15 protein-coding genes are annotated in these 18,341 nt (G+C 47.0%); 2 read left to right on the forward strand and 13 right to left on the reverse strand.

The features are described 5' to 3' along the window. Positions 1 to 31: 31 nt before the first annotated feature. From OCV77_RS00435 to OCV77_RS00455, 5 genes are all read right to left on the reverse strand, one after another. Positions 32 to 937 carry a dihydroorotate dehydrogenase gene (locus OCV77_RS00435; RefSeq protein ID WP_118798322.1) on the reverse strand — a complete coding sequence of 302 codons (906 nt, stop codon included), beginning with the start codon at positions 935 to 937 and terminating at the stop codon, positions 32 to 34. Beyond that, positions 937 to 1,722, reverse strand: coding sequence for a dihydroorotate dehydrogenase electron transfer subunit (locus OCV77_RS00440; RefSeq protein WP_262572297.1), 786 nt, complete (start codon positions 1,720 to 1,722; stop codon positions 937 to 939). Before OCV77_RS00440 ends, OCV77_RS00435 begins: the two co-directional genes overlap by 1 nt. A 52-nt stretch (positions 1,723 to 1,774) precedes the next feature. Beyond that, entirely contained in the window at positions 1,775 to 3,085 is a 1,311-nt protein-coding gene (locus tag OCV77_RS00445) for a dihydroorotase (protein ID WP_262572298.1), read from the reverse strand. A 122-nt stretch (positions 3,086 to 3,207) separates the two neighbouring features. Next, a complete protein-coding gene (locus OCV77_RS00450; RefSeq protein ID WP_262572299.1) occupies positions 3,208 to 4,527 on the reverse strand; it encodes a sensor histidine kinase in 1,320 nt (439 codons plus the stop codon). Continuing rightward, a complete protein-coding gene (locus OCV77_RS00455) occupies positions 4,524 to 5,246 on the reverse strand; it encodes a LytR/AlgR family response regulator transcription factor (protein ID WP_262572300.1) in 723 nt (240 codons plus the stop codon). The genes OCV77_RS00450 and OCV77_RS00455 overlap by 4 nt, the downstream gene beginning before the upstream one ends. A gap of 205 nt (positions 5,247 to 5,451) precedes the next feature. Between OCV77_RS00455 and OCV77_RS00460 the strand changes: the two genes are divergently transcribed. Further along, positions 5,452 to 5,871, forward strand: a complete 420-nt coding sequence (locus OCV77_RS00460; RefSeq protein ID WP_262572301.1) for a response regulator — start codon at positions 5,452 to 5,454, stop codon at positions 5,869 to 5,871. After that, the gene (locus tag OCV77_RS00465) at positions 5,868 to 8,021 is read left to right on the forward strand and encodes a hypothetical protein (RefSeq protein WP_262572302.1); all 2,154 of its coding nucleotides are present in this window, start codon (positions 5,868 to 5,870) and stop codon (positions 8,019 to 8,021) included. The genes OCV77_RS00460 and OCV77_RS00465 overlap by 4 nt, the downstream gene beginning before the upstream one ends. Before the next feature lie 103 nt (positions 8,022 to 8,124). On the opposite strand, the gene OCV77_RS00470 is transcribed toward OCV77_RS00465, so the two are convergent. The 8 genes from OCV77_RS00470 to OCV77_RS00505 form a co-directional block, all read right to left on the reverse strand. Then, positions 8,125 to 8,559, reverse strand: coding sequence for a protease complex subunit PrcB family protein (locus tag OCV77_RS00470; protein WP_262572304.1), 435 nt, complete (start codon positions 8,557 to 8,559; stop codon positions 8,125 to 8,127). A 146-nt stretch (positions 8,560 to 8,705) separates the two neighbouring features. Beyond that, entirely contained in the window at positions 8,706 to 10,088 is a 1,383-nt protein-coding gene (locus OCV77_RS00475) for a S1C family serine protease (protein WP_262572305.1), read from the reverse strand. Positions 10,089 to 10,173: 85 nt separating this feature from the next. Continuing rightward, entirely contained in the window at positions 10,174 to 11,100 is a 927-nt protein-coding gene (locus OCV77_RS00480; protein ID WP_262572307.1) for a glycosyltransferase family 2 protein, read from the reverse strand. Positions 11,101 to 11,221: 121 nt separating this feature from the next. Then, positions 11,222 to 12,511, reverse strand: coding sequence for an LCP family protein (locus OCV77_RS00485; RefSeq protein WP_118798317.1), 1,290 nt, complete (start codon positions 12,509 to 12,511; stop codon positions 11,222 to 11,224). Positions 12,512 to 12,646: 135 nt separating this feature from the next. Then, on the reverse strand, positions 12,647 to 14,056 hold the full coding sequence (locus OCV77_RS00490; protein WP_118798316.1) for an undecaprenyl-phosphate glucose phosphotransferase: 1,410 nt from the start codon (positions 14,054 to 14,056) through the stop codon (positions 12,647 to 12,649). 75 nt (positions 14,057 to 14,131) lie between these two features. Further along, positions 14,132 to 15,112, reverse strand: coding sequence for a glycosyltransferase family 2 protein (locus OCV77_RS00495; RefSeq protein ID WP_262572310.1), 981 nt, complete (start codon positions 15,110 to 15,112; stop codon positions 14,132 to 14,134). 20 nt (positions 15,113 to 15,132) lie between these two features. Beyond that, on the reverse strand, positions 15,133 to 16,512 hold the full coding sequence (locus tag OCV77_RS00500) for a glycosyltransferase (protein WP_262572312.1): 1,380 nt from the start codon (positions 16,510 to 16,512) through the stop codon (positions 15,133 to 15,135). Positions 16,513 to 16,588: 76 nt separating this feature from the next. Then, complete coding sequence (locus tag OCV77_RS00505) at positions 16,589 to 18,310, reverse strand: phospho-sugar mutase (RefSeq protein WP_262572314.1); 1,722 nt, start codon at positions 18,308 to 18,310, stop codon at positions 16,589 to 16,591. Positions 18,311 to 18,341: the final 31 nt, after the last annotated feature.

Genomic DNA, 18,341 nt, shown 5'->3' on the forward strand with positions numbered 1-18,341 from the left:
ATGACGCAGGAAGGTTCTTTATGACATTGCTTTATTCTCTGACTGCTCCGATCAGATCGGTCAGGTTTTCCACCTGATACTGCTTCATGTAGGCTTCAATTCCGCTTACCACTTCTTCTGTCAGGTAAGGATTTACGAAATTCATGGCGCCCACTGCCACCGCACTGGCTCCTGCCAGAATAAACTCAATCGCATCCTCCGCACTGGCAATACCGCCCATTCCGATCACCGGGATCTTCACTGCCTGACTTGCCTGGTATACCATACGGACTGCCACCGGCTTGATCGCAGGACCGGAAAGTCCGCCGGTCTTATTTTTCAGGGCAAAGGTTCTTCTGTGGATATCGATCTTCATACCTGTGATCGTATTGATCAGGGAAACCGCATCTGCACCGCCTGCCTGCGCTGCCCTTGCCATTTCTGCGATGTCTGTCACATTGGGACTGAGCTTCATGATCACCGGCTGCTTTGCCTTCGCCCTGATCTTCGATGTGATATCAAACAGACAGTCCGCCTTCTGCCCAAAGGCGATCGCTCCTTCCTTGACATTGGGACAGGAAACATTGATCTCCAGCATATCTACTGGTGCATCTCCCAGCTTTTCCACAACCTCCAGATAATCTTCCACTGTTTTTCCACAGACATTGACGATAATCTTCGTATCATACTTCTGTAAAAAGGGAACATCCCTGTCAAGAAATACATCGATACCCGGATTCTGCAGTCCGATCGCATTCAACATACCACCGTAGGTTTCTGCCACACGTGGGGTTGGATTTCCTGCCCATGGCACGTTGGCAACACCCTTGGTCACCACTGCGCCAAGCCTGTTCAGATCCACAAACTCACTGTATTCCATACCGGAGCCAAAGGTACCAGATGCTGTCATAACGGGATTTTTCAGTTCTACTCCTGCAATCATTACTTTTGTATTCATCAGATCTCTACCTCCCTGGCATCAAATACTGGCCCGTCTGTGCAGATCCTGGCATTATTCACATGGGAATGGGCGTCCTTTTTCGTTGTCTTGCAGACACATCCAAGGCATGCACCCACACCGCAGGCCATCCGCTCCTCCAGCGAAATATAAGCATCACAGTTCTTCTCTTCTGCATATGCCTTGATCGCCCGGAGCATCGGCATGGGACCGCAGGCCATGATCACCTCTGCCTCCACCTGATGCTCTCTCATGGCATCCAGTACATTTCCCTTTGTACCGACGCTTCCATCCTCTGTTGCCACAAGAACATCTGCATAAGCTTCAAATTCATCCTTCAGGAAAAGCTGTGCATCCCGGTAGCCCAGAATAACAGTGACCTTCTCTCCCTGCTCATGAAGCTCTCTTGCCGTCTCCAGCATGGGAGGAATTCCGATTCCTCCGCCAAGAAGCACAGTTCTTTTTCCTGCTGCTCTGGTAAGATCATATCCATTGCCAAGAACACCGAGGATTTCCACCTCATCCCCTTCCTGATAGGAAGAAAATTCCTTTGTCCCCTTTCCTGCGATCCTGTACACCAGACGAAGGCTTTTCTCTTCCCTGTTGACCTCACAGATACTGATCGGTCTGGGAAGCAGAGTGCTTTTATCCTTGGGATATACCCCTACGAACTGTCCGGCTCCTGCCTCATCTGCAAGATCTGTCCGGATCTTCAGGTCAAAAATATTTTCCGCCATGGCTCTCTGACTGAGCACCCGTCCGGTTACCTTTGCTTTTCTGCTCATTTCCTGTCTGTTCCTTTCTGTATTCTTGCGTGCATACCTGTTTCCCATCACTTCACGCTTCTTCCCGGTACACTATACTGCCTCCGCAAATGGTCATTTTCACTACACCTGGCAGTGTCTCTCCAATAAACGGGGAATTCTGCGATTTGGATAAAAACCGCTCTACACGGAAGTTCTCTGTATCCTTAAAGAGTACCAGATCCGCCACTTCCCCTTCCTGAAGCCGTCCGCCCGGAAGCTGATACAGCTTTGCCGGTGCAAGACTCATCCGTTCAAAAAGCTGCGGGTAGGTCAGATATCCTTTTCTCACCAGTTCCCGGATTGCAAGCGGCAGAGCCGTTTCCAGTCCGAGGATCCCGCTTGGCGCTTCTGTAAGCGGCTTTTTCTTCTCATCCCTGCTGTGCGGTGCATGGTCTGTAGCGATCAAGTCGATCGTTCCATCTGAAAGTCCCCTGCAGATCGCCTTTCTGTCCTCCTCCTCACGGAGCGGAGGATTCATTTTCGCCAGTGTACCCTTTTCCAGCACAGCTTCCTCTGTCAGGGTAAAGTGATGCGGCGTTGCTTCTGCATGGATATCTGCTCCTGCTGCCTTCGCCTTTCTTACCAGCTCTACCCCTTCCTTCGTACTGATATGCTGGATCACAACTTTGGCTCCGGTCTTTAGGGCAAGGGCTGTATCCCGTCTGATCAGATCGATCTCCGCATCTCTTGAAGATCCCTTTATACCAAGCGCTTCTGCTACCTTTCCTTCATTGATTCCATTGTTCTTGATAAATGCGGGATTTTCCTCATGGAAGCTGATAGGCTTACCCAGTGCATGTGCCCTTCTCATGGCTTCCTCCACCAGTTCCTCAGAAAGCAGCGGCTTGCCGTCATCGGTAAATCCTGCTGCCTCCTTAAGGCTCTCCATATCCACCAGCTCCTTTCCCTGCATGCCCTTTGTCACGGTAGCACAGGAGCTGATCCTGATCCCGGTCTCTTTCCCTCTGGCAAGTACATAGGAAAGTGTCTCCTCATTATCCACACAGGGCTTGGTATTGGCCATCAGCACGATACCTGTATAGCCGCCCTTCTTCGCCGCCTGTCCGCCGCTCAGGATATCCTCCTTATAAGTAAAGCCGGGATCCCGGAAATGCACATGAGTATCGATCAGCCCGGGGCCGGCCAGAAGCCCTGTGGCATCTATGATCTCTGTCCCGTCCGGTACCTCTGCCTCTGCTTCCTGTCCGCCTTCTGAAAGTCCGGACTCTTTCTCTTCTCTTTCCACGATTCGTGCGATCTGTCCATCTTTTATCCAGATATCGCCCCGGAAGGTTCTCTGCCCTTCCGGATCGATCAAAGTTCCATTCCGTATGATCAGCATATTTTTCCTCCTGTATCTGCGTCACTCCCCTGTATCACATTATTATCAGTATACTCATTTCTGCTTCTTCCCACAAGCATTGATTCAAAAAGGATCTGGCAATGAAAAGTCTGTCTCCGGAATCATCCACGTAACATGACTTTTGCCAAAAAAATACCGTCCTTATAAGAAAAAGCACTGGCACCACCGGTTTTTCTGGCAATATGCCGTACTGACTGGATACCGATTCCACTGCCTTTTCGTTTGCTGGACTGGAACACCTCATTCTTTTCTTTAATAACACCGTCAAACGCATTTTTCACCTCTATCAGAAGCAGTCGTTCCCCGTGTACATACGCAGTTACCTCAATCTGCCTGTGGTCCGGTGCGGTACGCAGACTGGCTTCCAGTGCATTTTCCAGCAGATTCGAAAATACCAGACACATATCAATCTCATCAACCATAAGCTTTTCCGGCAGATCGATCTGCAGGCAGAACGGTATATTCTCCCTTTTTGCAAGGCTGCAGTAATATCCAATCACACTGTCTGCTGCACGGTTTTCACAGAAGCTCATATCCAGGCCAGGAATCCGTGAAACAGTTTGTGCCAGATACGTTTTCAGCCCTTCCAGATCACCCTCTTCTGCCAGTGCGGAAATCCGGTTCAGGTGGTGCCGCATATCATGCCTTGCCTGCCTTGCTTCCTCAATGGCCGTTTTCAGATTCTCATACCGTTGCTGCTGCATATCCAGCAGCTGATTTTCCCGCTGCAGTCTGGCATTTTTATTCAGACTGGCCGCCATCATCAGAAAAACCGTATAAAAACAGATCAAAAGGATAAGCAGGGTGATGCCAAGAACGATGTACCCCTGAAGAACCCTGCCGACATAAAGTGTGTCCTGATAGCGTGGAATCATAAAAAAATTACATACAATGAAGATAAGTGGCAGAATCCAGAACACATACCATGTCCTGGCGAAATTATCATCTTCCACCATCGTACGTGCCGCATGGTTAGCCGGATAATACGCAGCAGCTGTTGCAAGCCAGCAGATTCCATGATAAAAGACACATGCCCACAGACAAAACCATGGCTGTGGCTGCACCGCCTGTCTCTGGATCAGGATAACCGCATTGACTGCTCTGGCCAGACTGTTCATACAGGCAAACAATGCACAGACAGAAAGTGCGATCGTTCCGGATTTCCAAATGGAGATCCGAAGCACTTTGATATACAGAATGACCACAATCAGTACAATCAGTATAAGCACGACAGCTGTGGAAATATGAAAATGCCAGCAGAATATTCCTCCACCGATACAGAGGCTCAGCACCAGTGGCCCCTGCCACAGTGCAAGCTTTCCCGGAGGCTGCTTTAAGCCGGACTTCACCGGAAAATATGCCAGCAGTAAACCGGGAATCACAACAGATAGCTCAAGAATTGGACGAAGTATATTTATCATGACTGATATCCCCTTTGCAGCAGAAATTCCATAAATGCCTGTCTGGCACTTTTCAGAAGCTCCTTATTGACATAAATCCGGCTTCCATCTTCCATACAGAAAGCCTCATTCTCAAAATCAGAGGCATGCTCCAGATTGACGATCACTCCACGGCCGCATATAAAAAAACGGGATTCTTCTTTCAGCTTTTCCGTGAATGTTTTGAACGTCTGGCGTGTGGAAATTGTTTTTCCTGCCGTAGTATGTACATTGATCATATGCGCAAAATGCTCGGCATAAATGATGTTATGATAGCCAAGCCGGATATCGCTGCCACCCACCTTCAGCTCCATATATTTGTCAGGATATGGATTTCTCGCAAGCATCTCATCCGTCAGCCGTTCCAGCTCTTCTGTGGAAAATGGTTTGACCAGATAATGCATGGCCCGCACCTGAAAGCCTTCCAGTGCGTGATCTGTAGAAGTTGTAGTAAAGACCAGCATACAGTCCGTATCCATCTTCCGAAGCTCTCTTGCTGCATCCATACCACTCATGCCGTCCATATAAATATCTAAAAATGCGGCAGTAAACTGCTGTTCCTTTTCCGCTGCAAGAAATGCCTCCCCGCTCTCATATTCCAAAATCTCCGCACATACACTGCGAAGGTTCAGTATCTTCTCAAGCCGTAAGTGCAGCGATGCACGTTCTTTGGCAAGGTCATCCACAATTGCAATTCTCATATTGGTCATACTCCTTTGCACAGACTTCCAATATGATTATACCATGAATCCCCAGATCCGAGTGCTGTGTTCAAACCGGATTTCATTCCAGAATCTGCTTTTTCATGCCAGAATCCGCTCTTTCGTGCCAGATGTCTTGTAAACCCTGCTGGTAATCGTATACTGAACAAAGAATTTATCAGTGAAGCGGGAAGGGAGGCGTACCGTGTACCGAATTGTCATACTGACAGGCCAGGAATCACAGAAATCGTTTTTTACAGAGCGTATTTTCAAATTCTGTGCAGGAAGGGGACTGTTTCCCAGAATTGAACAATATTGTGATCAGGAATCGTTTTTTGAAGCTGTGCGAACTGCGGCTCCTGAAAACGCTGTCATCGCATTACCCGGTGTAGACGGTCTGAATGCCGCTGAGCATCTGCGTGCCCTTTGTCCCACCTGCAAGATCATATGGTGCAGCGATCTGGATTTTTCACTCCATGCTTTCCGGCTTCGCATTGATTATTTTCTTCTGGAACCGGTAACTGAAGAAAATTTCTGTCAGGGACTCTGTGCCTGGTTTAAAAGAAAGATACCGGTTACCCGGTCATCAGACTGCAATGAACATAACAAGGAGGATCACTCATGAAAAAGAAAAACATAACCCGCTCTGTACTGAGCCTATTGCTTGTGGCATTACTTGGCCTGTCAGTCACAGGCTGCGGTAAGGCACAGGCACCCACCCTCACAGACGAAAACACAAATGCAGAAGCCTCTGCTTCTGCTCGGCCATCCGATACACCGGCAGAAGAGATACCAGCAGCCAATACACCGGCATCTGATTCCTCTTCTGCTGTGCAGCCATCCAGTGCACTGCCTGTAAAGGCGCTGCACCCAAAACAGGTAGAGGAAAACCCTTATATGGCCAAAAGTGATGCCAATATTCATCACGATGGCTATAATACCGACTCTACGGATGAAATTCTTCCTCTCGGCATTTATCCGGAAATCAATGTCTCTTATGAGACGACCAATGCCAATGCTTCACCGGCCATTTACTTTGACAGCTACGGACATGCTGTCGTTCCGCTGCTTGGAGGCATTGCCATCCGTGACCTGAATGCTGAGGAAACACAGACACTTGGCTATTTCTCTCCAAAGCAACATGACGGTGGCGAATACATCATTCAGAGTTCCTATACCTTTCTGGACTCAGAAAACCGTATTGTCTGTCCCACCAGCAATAACCATGTTCTGATGCTGCGCACAACAGATGAAGACGGCAATGTGCTTCCGGAATTTGAAAAGGTACTGGATATCGACATTAAGGCTGCCTCAGAGGCTGCACTTGGCAGGACGCTGGAGCAGAATCTTCTGTCTGTTGTTTTTGATTATGAAGGAAATCTCTGGTTTGCCACCGGTGGCTTCCGGATTTATCCTGAGCGTAAACAGCAGGGTGTGGTCGGTTACATTGATCACGAAGCCATTGATACGATCCTGGTCGGTGGGCAGGCAGATCTGTCAAAAGCCGTATACGTCCATGAGCTGACTCCTGGTGAAGGTGCAGAAAACGGTATTGCTGCTTCCCGGGAAGGCGCTGTGATCCTGACAAATCAGAACTGCTATCTGCTGCGTGCAGAAAATGGTGTGGAAATTATGTGGTGCACGCCATACGAAAGTATTGGTGCAAAGGTCAGTGGTGAAAATGACAAAACGACCGGCGGCGGTCTTGCATGGGGCGGCGGCTGTTCTCCCTCCCTGACACCAAACCTCGTAATGTTCACCGATAACCGGGATCCGGTAAATCTCCTGGCCCTTGACATGAAGACCGGAACGATCGTAGCAGAGTGTCCTGTTCTTGATGATCTCCCTGACGGCTATCAGGTCGCAGTAGAAAACTCCGCTATCGTATATGACGATGGAGAAGGCACCGTCAGCACCATTGTCTGCAACTGGTTTGGTGCCGGCAATGCCGGGCTTGCTGATCCGGACAATGACTCTTCCATCCAGAGCTATGCTAATATTTATGATACAAACTGGCTCACAAAGGGTAATATCATGATTGCCCCCGGTGTTGAACGTATCGATACTGTAAAAACAAAAAACGGCTATGAAATGAAAAGCATCTGGTGCCGGAATGACCTGAGTGACACATCCATACTGAAGCTCTCTACTGCAACCGGCTATATTTACGGTTATGTACAGGATCTGGGCAGCGGCATGTGGCAATATATCATTCTGGATTTTGAAACCGGTGAAACTGTATTCACCATGGATGTATCCAATAAATATGGCTACAACAACATGGCGATCGGTATGTATACCGGCAACAGTGGAAATGCCCTTTATTGTCCCACCGGATATCTGGAACTGCTGCGCTTACAGGACCGGTTCGCATACCTGCCTGAAATGCCTTATCGCAAAATTGATCTCGATCAGGCATCCCGCCATGTACTTTCACAGGAGCAGTTTACAGCAGCCGGTGGTGCAGGCTCTGTTGCAGGCTGGCTGAATACAATATCCATCCGTAACGTACATCCTAATACTACTGTTGCCTTCCGCATGAATAATCTCTCCGGAAGTGTCAATGATCTGACACTCTATGCTTACAATGCAGCTGGCATCCTGACACCTGTTGCATCTGAGCTGTGGAAGATCACCTCTGAAGATGGTCAGACAGTAACAGAGCTGACAGATGGTACACTCTATGAAGTACGCATCACCGTTGCAGACAACGGAGATCTCGACTTAAATGAAGTAGAAAAAGAAATCCGGCTTTCTGCTGTGCTTGGAAAGTAGAATAAAGTGCAGAAAATAAGTTATCGAAAACCCCGGTGTTGCAGCCGGGGTTTTCCCATCTTCCAAGTCCTGGTACAGACAGACTCCTGGCCGGAACATCTTCTTACTCAAACACTACCGGCTTATCTACCAGCTCTGCCTTGATCACAATATAAGGATAGGAAACGCTTTCCTTCTTTCCCCCATTTTCTCCCGGTACCGGTCCTTTCAGTGTTGTATCAAAATAAATGGCATTGGCTGTCTCATACAAAGACTCCACCACGATACTGTAACCACCGGTCTCCTGTTCCCCGTATCCCCGACAGAGATACATGAACCCATTATCCTGATAAGTCACCTTGAATCCATCCGTCTGCTTTTCCTGCAGCGTTTTCAGAAGTTCCTCCGGAATATTTTCTTCTGCTGTAACTGTAAAAGCAAGATCCTTTACCTTTTCCAGATTATCAGTTTCCTTTTTGCAGCCTGTAAGAGAAAGCAGCCCCCATAACAGTATGAGCAGCAGTGCCATGCTCCCGGTCTTTCGATATTTCTTTTTCATCAAATACAGCCATCCTGTTTTCTTTGTAAAATCCTATGAATTTCCGGGCAGAAAAATACCGGCATGAAATGTTTCCACTTCATGCCGGCACCACTATTTCGTATATCAGCCGGATCTCCCTTTATGCTGACTCTTCAGACTCTGGATTACTGCTGCTGTGTCGGTACACCACCAAGTGTTACCTGAACAGTCTTTGCCTGGTAGCCGGTAGGACTGCCCTGCATAATCGTAAGCTCTACAGTAGTTCCTGCTGCATAATAGCTCAGCTCATTCTTCAGCTCTTCCATCGATTTGATCTCTTCACCGTTCAGTCCGGTAATGATATCACCCTTTACAAGACCTGCCTGTGCTGCACCGGTTCCCTCTGTAACAGATGATACATAAACTCCCTGTGGCATACCATAAATTTCTGAATACTCTGCTACCACATCAATGCCTGTAATACCAAGATATCCCTTACTGTCCTCGTTTACCTTAAGTCTGGTCTGCTTGGTCATCAGGTTCTCGATGATAGGCTTTGCATCAGAAATCGGGATCGCATATCCCATACCCTCTACTGTACTTCCACCGATCTTGTTGGAATTGATACCAATGACCTCACCATGGATATTCAGAAGTGCACCACCTGAATTACCGGGATTGATCGCTGCATCTGTCTGAATAAAGGTGTTAACCTCTGTATCTGTTCCCGTCTGGACATTCTGTGAACCATCACTGGCAATAGCTCTGTTCAGGGCACTGACAACACCTGTTGTAACAGACTGTCCATAACCAAGGGCATTACCAATGGCTATCACAGGTTCGCCAACAGTCAGTGCATTGGAATCACCAAGTGTAGCAATGGAAATGCTGCTCATGGTGTCACTGCTGATATCTGAAAGCTGTACTGCTATGACCGCCAGATCCTTATCGGCATCTGTACCCTTGATCTGTGCCTGGCTCTGACTGCCGTCTGCAAACTGTACCGTCAGCTCCTCTGCAGATTCCACCACATGATTATTTGTTGCGATCAGAAGCTCTGAATCATTCTGTCCTACGATGATACCAGAACCGCTTGCTTCCCCTTCACTGTTATACTGCTGGCCAAAGAAGGATGTGGTCTCTATATATTTATTATTTACAGATACAACAGAAGGCATTACCTTCTTTACAACCTCTGTCACATCTGTTGTCGTAGTAAGTACGGTACCATCTGCTACAGCCGTCCCAAGGCTCTGACTCTCTGCAATGGATGCAGAAGCATCTGCCGTATCTGGTGTACTGTCACTGTCAGCTGCTTCAGGAACGGTGCTCTGTATCTCTGGCTGTGCTGTTGTTTCCTTTGTTACTGCATTCTTTGCCAGGCTGGATGCTGTTGTGACCGCTTCAAAGCCGATTCCTGCAAAGATACCAAATAATAAACCACAGCAGATACCAAGTGCTATCTTCTTCCCGTTTCCGGATCCTTTTTTCTTATTATGTGGTTCTTCCTGTTTCTTTACTGCTTCTCCATAATGATATGTGTTATCTGAGTAATTATTTTCGTACATAACAATTACCTCCTCTTCTCTCAACTCTTGACTACAGTATATCCACTAATTGTGTTCAAAGTGTGATAAACCTTTGACAAATCTGTCAAGTCTTCCAGTATTCCCTGTTCATGGTAAGGAAAAGAACCACTCTTCGAGGCAGCTTCCGGTAATTTTTTCCAAGCCTGTATCCCAGATACTTACAGCCGCTCTGCCAGACCAGCTTAAAGATCATAAACGGCTTTCCTGTCTTCAAGAGATACCCTGCTGTTTCCTTCACCAGCTTCATGCCTTCCTGCTGTGTTGCCACTCCCCCAAATATTTCCGGATACTGGGCATGGGATACCCCAAGGTCAAAATTCCGTTTAAGCTGCTGGATCCCTGTGTAATTATGGGAATGATACACTTCTGCATCTGCTGCATAAGCAATACTTCCACCGGCATTAAGGAGCCTTCTTGCAAAGATCATATCCTCATTAAAAATTGTATGCTTCTCGAAGCCTCCCAGCCTTTCATACCATTCCCTGCTGTAGGCTGCACAGACATCTGATGCAAAAAAGGCCTTGATCCCTCTGGTTTTCAGATCTGCTGCTGTCTTGAGCTCTGACCTGTCCGGATAATTGAACTGTCTGGTAAATGCCTCGATCACGCCGCCGTCCTTCCGGATCAGCTGCCTGGCATAGCTCATCTGTGCCCTTCCCTCTTCGATCGGTGCTGCCAGCCTTTCGATCAGATGACTGTCCGCCGGGATAGCATCATCTGTCATCATCAGGAAGATATCATTCTGCGTCCGGGAAACAGCCCATCTCCTGGTTCCTCCATGATCAAATTCGCATCTTGAAATATGCTTTACTGATACATTTTTATATCTGTGCCAGAAATCTGTACCAGCGATCAGCTGTTCAAAATAAGTCTGCTCTGTATTGACCAGAAAAATATCATCCGGTCTTCTGGACTGTTCCTCCAGCCTGTCAAGCAGGGTAAACAGCTCCTTGTCCGGTTTGTATACCGGTATGATCACATCTATCTTCATGTTTCAAAGTCCCCTCACTCAGGAAGCCTCTCCCTGCCGGTCTCCTGTCTCAGTATTCAGAAAAAGGACCACGCTGCATGGTCCTTTTTCTTCTTAATTATATTTATTACCGGGTACTGCTTTAATGAACGTATCCGCTTGTATCTGATACGATCTTATCACTGTACTGCTGGACAGCAGATGATGGTGTATAAGATGCATCATTAAACAGGAATTCATGCAGCCATGCTACGTTGTCTGACAGTGACTTCGGCACTACGCAGCTTCCCTTTGCACCGACCGTACCTGTAGCACGCATGCTCTCTTCAGGGAATCCGCCCTGATCCACGATCTTGTACTTGGCAATATCACCAAGCAGTTTAATGATCTCTGACAGATCCAGGGAGGTATATACTTCTCCGAATACATCATTGGCAATCTGATTTAAGGTTGCCGGAGAAGCTGTCTTTGCCTTCTCTGCAACAGCCATCAGCACACGCCTCTGTCTTGCTGCTCTTTCAAAGTCATCTCCGACATATCTGATACGGCAGTATGCAGTTGCCTGCAGTCCATTCAGTGTCTGAAGGCCAGCAGAAGTTACCGGTATATAGTCCGTACCTGCTGTTGCAGTGAATGTCTCGCCGTCCTTTGTCGTACCTACCATACTGATCTGATAATTATTCAGATGTTGGATCTCATTTTCATGGACATCGATCTGAATACCGCCCAGTGCATCGATCGTATCGGTCAGTCCGGCAAATCCGACAGTAACAAAGTCTGTGATATTCATATCCAGGTTCATATTCAGCATATTGATCGCCTGTTCAGGACCACCCTTTGCATATGCTGCATTACACTTATTATAAGAATCATTTCCCAGATTCAGGTAAGTATCACGGTAAACAGACACAAGCTTACACTCTCCCGTATCCTGATTGATGGATGCGATCATGATGGTATCGCTTCGTGTCTTCTTGTCAAGCTGTCCTTCCCTGGAGTCAACACCAAACAGGGCAATATTACGATAGCCCTTCATAGTCGTCTCTTCCTTCTCCTTGACCTCTTCATTGATCACGATATCCTCTTCCGGAATATCTACCTTTCCTACCTTTTCTGTCTTCAGTACACTGTAAAGAACAAATACCATCACAAGCAGGATCAGGATCTCTATAATAAAGAGTACGATCTTTCCGCCCTTATTCTTCTTTTTCTTTTTATGATGAGCACTGCCATGCGAAGCATGTGAGGAAGTACTGCTGTGCTTTACAGGAGCTTTTTTTCTGGATGAGCTTCTGTATTCACGCTCATATTCATACTCCTCTTCTTCCTCAGCCCTTCTCCTGGCTGCGGCCTTTCTTGCACGGATTTCCTCTTCCCGGCTTCTCTGGCTTGCCGGTCTCCTGTTTGCAGGTCTTTTTGGTTGCTGTGCCATTTGATCTTCTCCCTTATTCTACGATGTTTTCTTTCGTATTTTCTGTATACAATGGATAATTTTCTCACAAATCAGCGGTTTAGGCAACCCCTGACTATTATTATTTAGGTATTATTAAGATTTCTTAAAACACCATTAATATGCATTTTTATTGATAAAACCTTTAAAGATCGTAAGAAACATGATTCTGAAATCAAATCCCATGGACCAGTTTTCTATATAATAAAGATCATACTCGATTCTTTTACGGATAGAAGTATCCCCGCGATACCCATTGATCTGTGCCCATCCGGTCAGCCCCGGGCGGACCTGATGCTTGATCATGTACCTTGGGATCTCCTCTTTGAATTTCTCCACAAACTGCGGTCTTTCCGGTCTTGGTCCAACCAGGCTCATCTCTCCCATCAGGATATTGAAAAGCTGGGGCAGCTCATCAAGACTGGTTTTTCTGAGAAATTTACCAGCCTTCGTGACCCGTGGATCATCCTTGACTGTCCATCCCTTTTCTTCTGTAGACGGCTTCTGAACCTCCATCGTCCGGAATTTGTACATCCTGAACACTTTATTGTGCAGTCCCACTCTCTCCTGTGCAAAGATCACCGGACCTTCACTGGAGAATTTAATCATCAGTGCCGCTGCGATCATAAGCGGTGAGGATACGATGATTCCCAGCATGGAACCTATGATATCAACCGTCCGCTTGGCCACCCAGTTCAATGTATTGGTAAGTGGTACATAACGGATATTGATCACCGGCAGCCCCATCAGATCCTCAGTATAAGGGTGGCTTGGTACCAGTGAGTTATAATCCGGGATAAACTTTGTATGCACACCAGATTTTTCACACAGATCAACGATATATTCCAGATGATCATAATCCTTCAGTGCCAGTGTGATTGCAATCTCATCCAGCTTATTTTCCGGCAGGATATAGTGGATATTCTCAATACGGCCAACTACCTTGACCCCCTTGTACATAGTTCCGCTCGGGATCCTGTCATCCAGAATCCCTCTGACAACATAACCCCACTGGGGATTGGCATTGATCCTCGTGATATATTCCTCTGCTGCTCTGGAATAACCGATCAGCAGAATATATTTCAGATTATAACCACGTCTTCTGAAAAGCTGCAGAAGATTTTTGATCATCATCCTGCAGACAGTCGTAAGTATGATGTTGATCCCATAAAAGAGGAACATCATAATACGTGAGAAATGTGGCTGCTTAATCACATACAGTACTACAATAAAGAATACCAGACCTGCCGTATTTGCCGAAATGATATTGATCAGCTCTACCTTCCGTCTGGTGACTCTCTTTGGTTTGTACATATTAAAATAATAATATATCGCTATATATCCGGGCACCAGAAAATAAAGAAACCTGAAATAGGTTTCCTTGGAAAGAGCTCCCGCCCCCGGTTCCGTATCCGCAAACCCTGTTGCAAATTTTATATACCATGCAAGTAAATAAGAGATCAGCACCACAATGGCATCTACTACCAGGTGCAGTCTGTTAAAAACCTTCTGATTATCCTTGATCATTACCCTTACCTTCTCATCGGCATCTGGTTCACTTTCTTACCTTAACAATACTAGGTACATTCTACAATATTATACTCAAAAGCACAAGCGCCGTAATGTGTTCAGAAGCAGCTCCCATTCTGTCCACAGATAAAAAGGGAGCCTCTTCAGCTTAAAGTGTACCCGTTGTTCCCTTCCCTCTTTGGAAGCACACAGGGAGATTCCCTTTTTCAGGCCGGAAAGATAGCTTTTCCCCATCCCTTTTCTGACAAAATAAACACCCTTGATCAGGATCCCCAGCAGTAAAAAGGGCAGATTGATGAGCAGCTGCAGGGGCGGCATGTTTTTATAGATCAGATACAGATTGTTCCTCGCTGTCAGTTCCACCTTAAAGGGATTATGCCTGGAGCCCGATACCGCACTTCCCGCATGATATACCGCCGCATCCGGTGCAAACAGATTCCGGTATCCATAAAGATTGGCACGATAGCCCACATCCACATCCTCCAGATAGGCAAAATGTGCTTCATCAAATAATCCAATCTTTTCAAGCAGCTCCTTACGGTAGATCGCAGCTCCGGCACAGGCACTGAAGATCCGGTCACATTTTTGGTATTTTTCAACTGGCTGATCCTTTCCTCTGGCAAAGGCCCAGCCAAGCAGGCAGTAATAATCTCCTGCCCCATCCAGCTTCTCCGGCTCTCTCATCTGGATCATTTTAGCTTCCATGGAAAAACAGTTTCTCTCTTTCCCCATGGCCTCCTCCAGATGCTCAATACACAGAGGATCTGTCATTGTATCATTATTTAAAAGAAAAACATAAGGTGTTCCCGCCGCCTTGATCCCGGCATTGACTGCCGCCGAAAATCCTTTATTTTCAGGAAAGGAGATCAGCTCTGCTTCCGGGAATTTCTCCCTTACAAGTACGTCACTTCCGTCTTTTGAAGCATTATCCACCACAATGATCTCCGGGATCCGGCTTCCTGCATACAGAGACTTCAGACAGTTTTCCATATAAGCTATTCCATTATAATTGGGGATCACTACTGTTGTCAGTTCTGTTTTTCTCTGCTCCATGGATCCTTCTGCTTCCTTTCCTATATTTTCTCTGTCATGGCCGGATCATATACAATCCGCATGCCTTTTTGCCGGATCTGACAGCAGAGTTTCTTGCTCAGTTCCAGATAATCCACATCCTCCTTCAGGCTTCCCTTCCAGTCAAAACGTTTATTTACCGGGTTTTTCATATAAGGAAGCCCTGTCAGCTCCTCGATCAGCTTCTCTCCCGCCGGAGATGCCATCATGCAGCGGACATCGATCACTTCTGCCTCCTGCTGCAATACTGCCCGGTGCATATAACCGCTATATTCCTTATGCAGTCCTGCATACAGAGGCGTTCCGTCTTCTCTATAAATACCGCCTGCTATTTTATTTTTATGATCGACCAGGCGGCCTCCCACCAGTCCTACATCCGGTCTGTTGCTTAAAAGATCCGGTTCATACTCTATCCGGTAAAAGCCAAGATGCTTTAAGGAAACTACCTTTCCCTTAAAGCCACGGAGCTTAAGGAACCCTTCTACCGCACGCTTTCCCGCATCATAGGCATAGGCCTTGCTTGCCGGATTCTCTGCCGTGGAATCCCGGTGGCAGCGCCAGTGATACAGAACCTTATCTATATGGACAATGGGCAGAGGCTCTGCCTTGACTACCTGTCTGTTCTTTCCCATCATATGGTTTACCGCCCGGAGCACCAGATCATAATCCTGTGCCCCGTCACAGGCTCCGTTGAGCTGCAGCTCCTGCATAAGCTGCCTCTTCATCACCAGGAAATGACAGATATAATTATTAGACAAAATTAAATCAAGATTAAAGTTCTCTTTTCTATGTGGTTCAAAATAATGGGCAGCATCCCCATCACACTTGTCTTCATCAGAATACAGCATCTGTAACTCTGTATCTTCCCTCTTTGCCTGCTCAATCCTTTCCGCCATGGCAAACAGGGCATCCTCCGTCAGCAGGTCATCATGATCCAGTAATGCTGCATAATCTCCAGTAGCGTACATCAGTGCCTGATTGGTATTGGCAGAGATCCCACCGTTCTGTCTGATCCTCTTATACAGGATCCGCTTGTCCTGATACGACGCGATCACCTTTTCCGGTTCTTCACTTTTACTGGCATCTGCGAGGATCAGTTCAAAATTCCCATAGGTCTGCGTCAGTACTGATTCGATCATGGCCCGGAGCAGATCTTCCCTTGTTTCATAAACGGGCACAAGAATGCTGAACCGCACAGAAAAGCTCTCTCCTTCTTTTCTCTGCCGCTCCTTTTCTTCCTCCGCCAGTCCCTGATAGCAATATGAATCTTCCTTCTCACTGTCGATCCGTTCCCTGGCTGCATACCAGGCACTCCTGATCCCATTTTTTTTCAGGTAATTTATCGTCTTTCTGAAATTGGCCAGTTTAAAAATTTTTGCCATTGCCTGCTCCACAATCTCTACGACCGAATAACGGACACATGGAATTGATCCGCTGCGTCCGTTACTCGTTTTTTCTTTATAAATATGCTTTCAGATCCTCTGTCAGCTTCTCAAGCCTGACCTGTGCATCCTCAAGGCTGGTTCCCTTTACGCCCATGTAGAATTTGATCTTCGGCTCTGTTCCGGAGGGTCTTGCGCAGCACCAGGAATCATTGGTCAGATCAAAGTAAAGCACATTGGATTTAGGAAGCCCTGTAGGCTTTGTTTCGCCGGTTTCAAGATCAAGAACCGTATCCTTCTCATAATCTCTGAACTCTTTAACCCTGAGATCACCAAAGCTCTTCGGCGGATTGCTTCTGAGCTTGTCCATGATCGCCTGGATCTGTGCAGCTCCGTCAATTCCCTTCAGCGTCATGGCATACTGTGTTTCCTTATAATATCCGTATTTCTCATAAAGCCTCAGCATCTGATCCCATACGGTGATGCCCATCTTCTTGCACCATGCAGCCACTTCACACAGGCACATAACAGCCACAACAGCGTCCTTGTCTCTTGCATGGGTTCCTGCCAGACAGCCATAGCTCTCTTCCAGGCCAAATACATAATTGTTGCTGCCGGTCTGCTCGAAGAGCTTGATCTGTTCGCCGATGTACTTGAAGCCTGTCAGGACTTCTACGAAGCGAAGACCGTAATCCTTGGCAATAGCACCTGCCATGTTGGTGGTAACAATGGTAGTTACCAGTGCCGGATTCTCAGGCATGGTGTGTGTGGCAGTTCTTTCTCTTAAAATATATTCTGCGATCAGCATACCTGACATGTTTCCTGTGAAAGGCATGTACTCGCCGGTCTTGCTGTCAAGCGCATAGATACCAAGTCTGTCGGCATCCGGGTCAGTAGCAAGGACGATATCTGCATTCTTCTCCTTAGCCAGCTTCAGTGCCAGGGTAAAGGCCTTGGGATCTTCAGGGTTCGGATACTCCAGTGTGGTAAAGTCGGGATCTGGAAGCTCCTGCTCCGGTACTACATATACATGCTTGAAGCCAAGCTCTGAAAGGATTCTTCTGACCGGTACATTACCTGTTCCGTGGAAGGGCGTATATACGATCTTGATCTCATCTGCAACTTCCTTAATGATTTCAGGATGAATGATCTGCTTTTTCAGTTCTGCCATGTAAGCATCATCAATTTCCTTGCCGATTACCTGATACAGTCCCTTGTCCATGGCTTCCTTCTTGTCCATGGTCTTTACTTCATGATAGTCTGTAACATTCTTCACTTCTGTAATGATCTCTTTATCTCTGGGGGCAGTTACCTGTGCACCATCCTCCCAGTATGCCTTATATCCGTTGTATTCCGGGGGATTGTGGCTAGCTGTGATCACAATACCGGAAATGCAGTGCAGGGTACGCAGTGCAAAGGAAAGCTCCGGAGTCGGTCTTAATGCATCAAATACATATGCCTTGATTCCATTTGCACAGAGGCAGAGTGCTGCTTCATCTGCAAATTCGGGAGACATCCTTCTTGAGTCATAGGCGATCGCCACACCTCTGTCCCTGCCGCCCTGCTTGATAATATAGTTGGCAAGTCCCTGGGTTGCTTTTCTTACGGTATAAATATTCATACGGTTGGTACCGGCACCGATCACACCTCGAAGTCCGCCTGTACCAAATTCCAGTTCCTTATAGAAACGGTCTTCGATTTCTCCTTCGTTTCCCGCAATACTGCGAAGTTCTTCCTTGGTAGCTTCGTCAAAATATGCGTCCTTTAACCAAAAATCATACTGCTCCCTGTAGCTCATAAAGGTTCCTCCTCTTTCATTTACAATAGGT

Source organism: Suilimivivens aceti (assembly GCF_025567405.1).
In the GTDB taxonomy this organism is placed as follows: domain Bacteria; phylum Bacillota; class Clostridia; order Lachnospirales; family Lachnospiraceae; genus Suilimivivens; species Suilimivivens aceti.